The following is a 7,093-nucleotide window of genomic DNA, read 5'->3' as shown; positions in this document are numbered from 1 at the left end:
CAACTCTAGAAAGATGAAAAATAGGAAGAAAATAGCCAAATTAATGGACCAAATAGATAAAAAACTAGATAGAAGTTATAAATAAAAAGTGTCAATTATGTTCGTGGTCTTGCACATTTTGCTGTTACTATTGGTGGAAGAAAAAACTATGTGGGTCAATTCTAAGGCTTAGCAAATTTCGATGCAATCTATTGACGTAAAGTCATCTAGTTTATGAAGTATGGTTATCTCCTATAATATATGATAAAGGAATTATATTTAATTTTTTTATTCATTTTTGTCAACAGTATAAATATAATAGCTAAGGAAAATTATTGATAGGAAGATCATTGAATCAGCAATGTTGAATATGGTAAAGTATTTAAGGTTAATATAATCGATAACAAAGCCAAATCGGAATCTATCATAAATATTGGAGAATGAACCGAGAATCAAGACAAACAGAGAGATACTTAGCATTACTTGGCTTTTCTTAACGGATTTTATGAAGTAAAAAATTATGATTAAAACAAGTGCTAGACTCAGGTATCTGATAAATAAGGGCGAGACAGGGATCGAGAAAGCAATATATAAGTTTTCAGCATAATCTAGGGACAAGAAGTCTCCAATAATTTTTATATTATTTTCTGTGTTTATAAAGTACGTTTTAGCTAGCCTGTCTAGGGAAATAAAAAAAATGGCCAATATATATAAAAAAGCCATTTTTTTAGTATTTAAAAACATCTTAAGCAGATTCTTGTATTTTTGTTTTACATGCGACGCAAGAACTGGCTACAGGCCTTGCCTGCATCCTTTTCTTTCCAATCTCTTCACCACAGTATTTACACACACCATAAGAACCACCCTCAATACGTGCTAGTGCGAAATTTATATCTTTTATTGTTTTTTCTAAAACTTGTTCTGTCGCAAGGTTTGTTGAATATTCATTTATTTCTTGAGCATTCTCATCATCCTTGTCGCCATATTCGGGGAATGATGCTTTGAAATCTTCGTCAGAATCAGTATTTTCTTTTTCACTAATATTCTTTAAATCTTTAATAATTTGATTCTTTCTTCCCATTAGACCTTCTTTGATTTCTTTGATTTCTTCTTTACTTAGAACGTTGTTGTTTTCCATACATTTTTTATAAATATTAAAACAAAACGCTCCAATTGGAGCCGTTCTGTTCACTGATATTTTATAATATAATCCAATATTTTGCAATAGGGAGCCGTGATTTGGGTAAATAAAAAGGAGCCCAGACGGGCCTCTAATTTATAATTATATAGGCCAAACAACTGAGCTCCGTTCGAAAAAATTCATTTCGTTCTCATCTATTGATGATTAGATAATGTTGTAATTCTCTCGAATTGAGCTTACATCGACTTTTAAGCTATGCTTTCTACCTACTTAGCGGTAAATCTCATTAATTTTTTTATTTTTAATAAAACTTTCCTTTTTTTTGTTTTTGTTTTTTTGTTTGAAGTATGTCGATACTACTTCTTAAAGTTAGTAGAAAACAAAAATCAGTTAACAAGCTATTGCTTGTTAAATAATTTTTTGATTTGTTAATGTTCTTTAACTGTATATTTAATATACCATGTATATAACGCTGGGTCAATATAGATACCAGAATTACGTGATGGCTAATATTAAGTAAATTTTTTAGTGCCAAGATACTTATCAACAGGATTGTTTTAAGTCTACTATTTTGTGGACTTAAATCAACAATCTTATCCCCATTTTTAGAAATTTATCCACAAAATTCTGTGGATAAGTTTAAATTACTGTTATTAGAGTCTAGGCTAATATAGACTTTAATGTTCACATTGGCAGTATTCTATAATCATATGTCCAAGCTATTAGATCTTTCATATGTGTTTATCCCACTCATAGGTCCGAACAGACCATGACAACAAAAAAGTCCTCAATTGGATTTTATTTGAGGTCACGATCGGATTCCCTGCCTGCCGATAGGCAGGGAAGGGGTGAACCCCAACAAACCAGTCGTAAATGTTTGTGTTATATTCTTTTATTATTGTCTAGAAGCACAGTTTTCTGATATCCGCATATTTATCACACACATCGGTTCGAATCGATCATAACCACAAAAAAAGTCCCAAAAAGGACTTTATTGAGGTCACGATCGGATTCGAACCGATGAATAGCAGTTTTGCAAACTGCTGCCTTAACCACTTGGCCACGTGACCTTCTGGATAACAAAAAACTCATTAATTAATGAGTTTTTTATTATAATATATATTTTATTCTAAAACCTCTATTTTAGCAAGTCTTTTACCAAGAGTAATTGCGTCGCTTCTTTCTAGCAACCAAACATCTACTCTATTGGTATATCTGGAATTCATCCTATCTCTTACTATAAATATTCTGTCACCAAAAAGATCTGGAATTTTTACCTTTGTCCCGAATCTAAGGAAATTAGCGGCGATCGTGTCTTCAATCCCATGTTCGCATACATCAAAACCATTAGCCGTAATGCAGGGGGTGTTGTCAGTTTGACCCACAAGAGAGTTATATGCTGTTATTGTTGTATATTTTGTGTATTTTACAGAATACTCTCTATCTTTGTTGTCTGGAAGAAAGTTTTGATTAGTATTATTTTTTGTAGTCACATTTACATTATAAACAGAGTATTTTGCTAACATTGGGGAAGGAAATAGAAGTGTATCAAATACAAAAATAGCCCAAACAATAATAGATATTTTTTTTGCTAGTCCAACCGATATGAGTTTTATATGACTGGATTGTAATCTGCTCATAAAATTTCTTTAAAAACACAAAATCCCTGCTTAGCAAGGATTATTACTTATATTGTATCATCTCAATCGTATTTTGTCAAGCTAAATATGATTGACAAATAATGATTTTTATACTAATATTGGTTTATATTTGCACTTTATATATTACACAAAGGAGGACAATCGTGATTAAGAAGAGTGAAAAAAAGAAGATTTTTTCAGAAGAGGTGGTGTCTGAATTGGTAAGAAAAATTTCCGCTTTCATTCTTATTAAAAAAGATTTTGGAATGAAGCCAGGCGAACTTTTTGTAGAAGTTGCAAAGCGGGTTTGCAAAGAAGCCTGTGGGTATTCTCTCGGGAACACGCACTTCATGAATAGTCTTTTAAAATCAAATAAAGATGATATGTTTTGTTTCCGTGACCCATTTGTTATCATCTATGTAGATGAAAGTCCGACAATTTACCATAGACAAAAATATGCTCAGTATAAAAAAGTTATAAAGTATATTTCCTCTAGACAACTAAAATAAGTTTAATTCATTTTTTGATGGGCGACAAAAGTCGCCCTTTGTATTGTATTGAAAAAAACCTTTTAATTATATACAATGTTAAAAACCGTTCTTTTATAGAGAAGGAAAATAAACTCAATATGGAGGCAAAATTATGAAAAGTAATGGCTGCCAAGAAATTAAAAGTGAAATTGATAGAAATGACGAGCCAATGTCGAAAGAAAAAAAAGAGAAAGCATTTTTAAAATTTCAAAAAAAACAAATCTCTGAAATTTTAGGAGAAGATAACTACAAAAATGCAAAATGGGCGCTAGGTAGAGAGCCAACTAAGAAAGAATTATTTGCTCAATATTTTGACAACCACGGGCCTGAAGATTTTTTTCGCCGCAACTGTCATTTGCTTTGTCCTCTCACAAATCAGGAATTACTTTAAACTGCAACGAAAAAATGTTGTGGTTTTTTTTATCTAAAGAATTGTGCTAATATTTAGGGATAAATAATATACTGTTAATATGTTCAAAAGACTTAGTATTTTAATATTCCTTATTTTAATCTCTTTTAGTTTTGCCAGAGCTAATGCGGGCTCAGTTTTGATTAACGAAATTGCTTGGATGGGGACTGATATATCTTCTACCGATGAGTGGATAGAACTTTTTAATTCTACCGATGCAGACATTGACTTGAGTGGATGGTCCCTGAAATCTAGGGATGGGCAACCTGATATAGTCCTCGAAGGAATTATTCCAGCTTATGGATATTTTTTGCTTGAAAGGACTGATGATAATACAGTTACTCAAAAAGTAGCGAATCAGATATATGTCGGCTCTCTTGGGAATACCGGAGAATATTTAGAACTAATTGATGATGGAAATAATTTGGTCGATTTTGTTGATATGAGCACTACTTGGGAATATGGTGATAATGACACCAAGCAAACAATGGAAAGAGCTGATGAAAACTCTTGGCAAACAAGTCAGGTTGTTAGTGGAAGCCCAGGAGGTGAAAATATAATTCAAAATTTTATTATTGAAGATGTTGAAGAAAATGGAGTGACCAGTGTCGAAGATATTCAAGAGATCTCAACGGACGTTTACGAAATTGCTTATAAATATTCTGATATTTTAATAAATGAAATAGTTTCTGATCCAGCCGATGGGGATACAGAGTGGATTGAAATATTTAACAACACCACCCAGTCAATTGATTTGGAGGATTGGTATATAAAAGAAGGCTCAGGAGCTAAAACATCTCTGGATGGAATAATTAATTCTCAGGGATACTATGTAGTAGGGTCTCCTAGCGGAAATTTGAATAACAGTGGTGATGAAATTTTATTATTCTCTCCAAACAATAAGTTAATAAACGACGTGGTTTATGGGGAATGGAATGATGGTGATATTTCTGACAATGCTCCAGTTGCGACTGACCCATATAGTGTTGCTAGAATTAGCAATAGAGACACTCTAAACAATTCAAATGACTTTGGGCTAACTATCAAGTTAACGAAAGGAAGTGCTAATATTATCCTTGATGAAGAAGAATTTAGCTTAGATGAAATTGATGACTATGATTTTGGGCAGACTGTTGTTGTTAGTGAAATTTTCCCCAACCCTGAAGGGGATGAGAAAAAGCAAGAATTTGTAGAACTATATAATTATGGTGCGAGAGATATAAATCTTTTTGGTTGGCAAATAGGAGATGCTAGTAAAAATAGGTTTGAATTTGAACGAGGAGATTTCATAAAAGCTAAGGCTTACTTGGTTTTATACAGAAGTGATACCAACATTGCCCTAAACAATACAGGAGACGCCCTAAATATTTACCAACCCGGGAATGAAGAGGCGAGATACTCACTTACCTACATGAAGTCCGAGGAAGGTTTTAGTTTTAATAATACAAAAACAGAAGAAACGGAGAATTTTTATAATAAAGAATTTGCAGAAAGAGACTGGACTTGGAGTGAAACACCTAGTCCAGGAGAGAAGAATAAATTTAGGTTAATTAATCACGCTCCTGAAGTTGATTTTTCTTTTTCCGATGAATTATTTGTTGGTGTACCAGTTTTATTTGATTCGAGTGATACTTTTGATGAGGATGGTGACGAATTAACTTTTCATTGGGATTTTGGCGATGGTTTCGAAAATATTTTAGTAAACCCAGAACATACTTTTTTTGAAGGCGGTGTTTTTAATATTATTCTAGAGGTGAATGATGGTGAGAATATTTCGCTAAAAGAGAAAACAGCTACTATTGTAAATAGGCTCATGGTTGGTGATAATGCAGAGTTGAAAAAAGATGAATTAAATTTTGGAAAAACAAAAATATTTATTTCTGAAATTCTACCAAATCCAGATGGTGATGATCTTGAGGGAGAATTTGTGGAAATATATAACGCGAGTGATTTTCCAGTTAATCTTACCGATTGGATGTTGGATGATATGGAAGGGGGAAGTAAACCATATAAGCTTAAAGATGATAACAACATAATTGAAGCTGGAAATTATTTTATTATAAATAGAACAGAAAGCGGAGTTATTTTGAATAATTCTTACGACCAGGTTCGATTAATTGATAGTAATAATAATTTAGTTGATGAAGTGGAATACAGATCAACGTTTAATGGGAAATCTTATGTAAAAAATGAGAATGGAGATTGGGTTTGGGCTGACCTTGCTAGCCCTGGGGGAAAAGCCAACATATCTTCTTATGAGAATGAAACAATTTTAATGGATAATGTTGTGGTTAGTGAATATTCCGATTATTTTAGTTTAAAAACACCAAGAGAGGTTCAGGAACATGGAGCGGGTCAAAAAGTATTGGTTGAGGGAGTAGTTAATTCCTTGCCAGGAATGTTTGGCACCCAGTATTTCTATATTGATGGTGACGGTGGTGTGCAGATTTATAGCAACTCAAAAGATTTCCCAGAACTAACCATTGGTGACCTGATACAGGTGCGTGGAGAGATCTCAAAAATTAATCAAGAATCAAGAGTGAAGACAAAACTGAGGGATGAAATTGTAGTTATTGATACTGACTACACTTTGACACCTATTGAATTGACATGTGATTTAGGAAAAGAACACTTAGGTAAACTTGTTTTTGTACTCGGGGAGATAATAGAAAAGGATGGAAATAAATTTGTGTTAGATAACGGTAACTGGAAATATAATTTTGAGATAAAAGATGGAACAAGTATAGATAAAAAGAATTTAGGTGAAGGGGATGCTATTAAAATTTTTGGAGTAGTCACCTCCAATAAAGATGGATATATAATATTACCGAGAATGGAGAATGATATAGAGCATATAGAAGAATACGGTGTTTCGGATACAGGAGAAGTACTTGGAGAGTTTAGCGAAGTGAACGAATGGGAATTGGGACAAAAGTATAGCAGGAAAAATGATTATATTTTTTTAGTTTTGCTATTTGTGGCCTTGGCGTCTCTTATCTTAATTTACAAAAGAAAACCTCGCATTTAATCTGCGAGGTTTTTTGTTTTAATGGAGAGTTTTTCCAAGAAGGGAAATACCCTTTTTTTATTTGACAAATTTTCTTAAAGTATTATAATACCCCCCAGGGGTATATAATTAATATTAAAACATATGAAAAAATCCAGTGATGGGGTTAAAAATAGAATTTCAAAAATAGAAGGACAACTTAACGGGATTAGAAAAATGTTAGACAATGACAAAGCTTGCATGGATGTTATGGCGCAAATTCTTGCAATTAGAGAAGCAGTCTCTGCTCTTGGTATTGAGATATTGAAAGATGATTTAATTTGTAATAAGAAAAACCTCAAAGGGCTAGACGAACAGTATTTAAAAACACTATTTAAAATAAAATAA

General features: G+C 32.6%; 6 protein-coding genes and 1 tRNA gene. 4 read left to right on the top strand and 3 right to left on the bottom strand.

Going from position 1 to position 7,093, the window contains the following annotated elements; translation table 11 throughout:
* Positions 1-724: 724 nt before the first annotated feature.
* The 3 genes from PF572_00595 to PF572_00585 form a co-directional block, all read right to left on the bottom strand.
* Complete coding sequence (locus tag PF572_00595) at positions 725-1,117, bottom strand: TraR/DksA C4-type zinc finger protein (GenBank protein MDA3839562.1); 393 nt, start codon at positions 1,115-1,117, stop codon at positions 725-727.
* 1,000 nt (positions 1,118-2,117) lie between these two features.
* Positions 2,118-2,190, bottom strand: a tRNA-Cys gene (locus tag PF572_00590).
* 54 nt (positions 2,191-2,244) lie between these two features.
* The gene (locus PF572_00585; GenBank protein ID MDA3839561.1) at positions 2,245-2,760 is read right to left on the bottom strand and encodes a hypothetical protein; all 516 of its coding nucleotides are present in this window, start codon (positions 2,758-2,760) and stop codon (positions 2,245-2,247) included.
* Positions 2,761-2,861: 101 nt separating this feature from the next.
* Here PF572_00585 and PF572_00580 point away from each other — a divergent pair, with 101 nt between their 5' ends.
* The 4 genes from PF572_00580 (at position 2,862) to PF572_00565 (ending at position 7,093) form a co-directional block, all read left to right on the top strand.
* Entirely contained in the window at positions 2,862-3,269 is a 408-nt protein-coding gene (locus tag PF572_00580) for a hypothetical protein (GenBank protein ID MDA3839560.1), read from the top strand.
* Between the two features lie 133 nt (positions 3,270-3,402).
* Positions 3,403-3,681, top strand: coding sequence for a hypothetical protein (locus tag PF572_00575; GenBank protein ID MDA3839559.1), 279 nt, complete (start codon positions 3,403-3,405; stop codon positions 3,679-3,681).
* Positions 3,682-3,760: 79 nt separating this feature from the next.
* Positions 3,761-6,727 (top strand): lamin tail domain-containing protein, encoded by a 2,967-nt coding sequence (locus tag PF572_00570; GenBank protein MDA3839558.1) that lies wholly within the window; start codon positions 3,761-3,763, stop codon positions 6,725-6,727.
* A 123-nt stretch (positions 6,728-6,850) separates the two neighbouring features.
* Complete coding sequence (locus PF572_00565; GenBank protein MDA3839557.1) at positions 6,851-7,093, top strand: metal-sensitive transcriptional regulator; 243 nt, start codon at positions 6,851-6,853, stop codon at positions 7,091-7,093.

This window comes from Patescibacteria group bacterium (genome assembly GCA_027858235.1).
In the GTDB taxonomy this organism is placed as follows: Bacteria; Patescibacteriota; Patescibacteriia; order Patescibacteriales; family BM507; genus BM507.
The sequence above is the reverse complement of the archived record's forward strand: the minus strand, read 5'-3'. Positions and strand labels throughout refer to the sequence as shown.

Bases quoted from the DNA above. Each gene is read 5' to 3' on its own strand.
- PF572_00585 (MDA3839561.1), bottom strand. From the start codon at position 2,760: ATGAGCAGATTACAATCCAGTCATATAAAACTCATATCGGTTGGACTA.
- PF572_00575 (MDA3839559.1), top strand. From the start codon at position 3,403: ATGAAAAGTAATGGCTGCCAAGAAATTAAAAGTGAAATTGATAGAAAT.
- PF572_00595 (MDA3839562.1), bottom strand. From the start codon at position 1,117: ATGGAAAACAACAACGTTCTAAGTAAAGAAGAAATCAAAGAAATCAAA.
- PF572_00570 (MDA3839558.1), top strand. From the start codon at position 3,761: ATGTTCAAAAGACTTAGTATTTTAATATTCCTTATTTTAATCTCTTTT.
- PF572_00580 (MDA3839560.1), top strand. From the start codon at position 2,862: ATGATTTTTATACTAATATTGGTTTATATTTGCACTTTATATATTACA.
- PF572_00565 (MDA3839557.1), top strand. From the start codon at position 6,851: ATGAAAAAATCCAGTGATGGGGTTAAAAATAGAATTTCAAAAATAGAA.